Raw genomic sequence first — 2,057 nt, 5'->3', positions numbered from 1 at the left:
GTGTCTAATAGCCGTGTTGGTGGCGACGATTACGAGAAATTGACCTTGAGTGTTGGTGATGAGACGCCGACCATTTCCAGCACGGGGAAGGATAACGCGGGCAACGCTGTTCAAAACGTCACTTACAGGCCGTCCGGGGTGATTGTGGACGTTACCCCTAAAGTGTTGGGCAATGGCCGTATACGGCTCGTCGTGGACGGTCAGATCAGCAATTTCAAGGCTACCGTTACTGGCGTGTCGTCTTCGCCGACGCTCATTAAGCGCCAGGTCAAAACTACGGTGACGGTTGGTGATGGTGAGGTGCTGTTGATCGGTGGCCTGAACGACTCCCAGAAAGCGGACACGGTGAATCGCTTGCCGTTTCTTCCTGCTAGCTGGACTGGCAGTTCCGCTTCGTCTTCCAATTCGGATTTGGTTCTGGTGTTGAGCGCAAAGGTTGCCGTCACCGAGTAGCGCGGAATCAGGGGACTTCTGTGATCCCCAAGACTCTGAGTCCCGATAATGATGCATGTCCACGGAAATACTGAGTGTTGCTTCCCTCTAGCGCGCGGATTTGCTCTCGAAGAATCGAAACGGCTTCTGTTTCGTCGGGCTTGTCTTTTTGCTCGCGAAAAATCGCACGTTCAACGTTGTTGCGATCTGCATAGCGGATGCACCAGATGGTCATTTTGTGTCGGGGTATTCAGGCAATCAATGTGTTTATTCTATAACACGCCGATATGCGCACGATTGACAGTGGCGGGGTCTGGGCTGCAAGGCCCAGGTAGACAATGTGAGCATGTCTGGCCTGTGGCGTTTGGACGCGGCCTCGGGGGCGGTGCTGTGTTGGCTGTGCGTGCGCCATGCCAAACAGTCCGGCGCTGGCGAAGTGGTGTCGTCTGCATAAGAACGTTGCAGTCGATATAATTGCCTGAATGCAATTAGAGTTATTTCCCTTTGATGTTCTTACGCAACAGGAGCGGAAGACAATTTACGGCACGATTCGGCAGGCGTATTGGCATCTGCGGAATCAACGGGGCGGGAGGTTCGGTCAGGCCAAGGCTCGTCGGTTGTATCGCGCTGTGGCCGAGCAGAAAAAACGCCTGCAATTAGCAGGCGTATCGAAGCGTGAAATTCTCGACTTTTTAGCTTGTTGCAGGCTCCAGTGTCCGGCGCGAAAACAGCCGTTCAAACCATGCATTTATTGCGGCGCGTAGGGCAGTTTTCCTCCGGCGACGATTTGACATAATATAAATTATGCGATCTTAGTGCAGTTTCCTATCTGTTGCATTATCCGTTTGAACTTACGCAACACGTGCACAGATTTTGTGCAGTAACATGTTGCGTATCATGCTGATTAAAGTTCCGCACTACGGCTATGTACTTACCGATGCCCAGAACCTTCCGCGATTCTGGGCAGCTGCATGGGCTTTGCTTATCGGCGGATCCTTGGCGCCTTCGACGCTTAAGCAACGATTGCAACACATCGAGGCCTTCTACAGACACGCTGAGGACGGACGCCCCCTTGGCATGCTCGACGACGCGATTGCTGACCAGAATTTGGGGATCCTTGAGGAATTTCTTGAGTCCTACTTCATCACACTGAGAAACGTTCCTGACGTCAGTTCGGGAGCTGAACAACGATGGCGCGATGCGGTTGAGTTTGTCCGTGCGATCTCCGAGCGGCTTTTGAGGACCCCCGACGTGAGTGCCAGACTCACGGATATCACTCTCCGGCTCGAGCGATTAGATCGGCTGTATGGCCAGCTGAGGGTTGGCAAGAATAACGCGCCTCATTTCGTTCGTGCGCTGCCCGCAGCCGTATTGTCTGAGCTCTTCGAGTTGGTTGTACCTGGTGCCGAGACTAACCCGTTCAAGGCACCGGCCACACAGTGGCGAGTGTATTGCACATTCCTGCTTCTGCTTAACGTAGGTCTACGACGCGGAGAGACGTTGACCTTACGGGCAGATTTCTTGAAAACTGAGAATTCTCCCTCTGGTCGGCAATTTTGGCTTAATGTTCAAACTAGCCAGGATGAAAGTGAGGATCCACGACATTCGAGCCCGASCATCAAAAC

Annotated in this window: 2 pseudogenes; both read left to right on the top strand. The window is 53.1% G+C overall.

What is annotated here, in order from left to right:
• Positions 1-453: pseudogene (locus AB4Z11_RS30255) on the top strand (hypothetical protein); the annotation flags it as partial.
• An 864-nt stretch (positions 454-1,317) separates the two neighbouring features.
• Positions 1,318-2,057, top strand: a pseudogene (locus tag AB4Z11_RS30250) (hypothetical protein); the annotation flags it as partial.

The organism is Pseudoduganella sp. RAF53_2, assembly GCF_052113985.1.
GTDB lineage: Bacteria > Pseudomonadota > Gammaproteobacteria > Burkholderiales > Burkholderiaceae_D > Rugamonas.
Note: the sequence above shows the minus strand (reverse complement) of the source record. Positions and strands in the feature narration are given on the sequence as shown.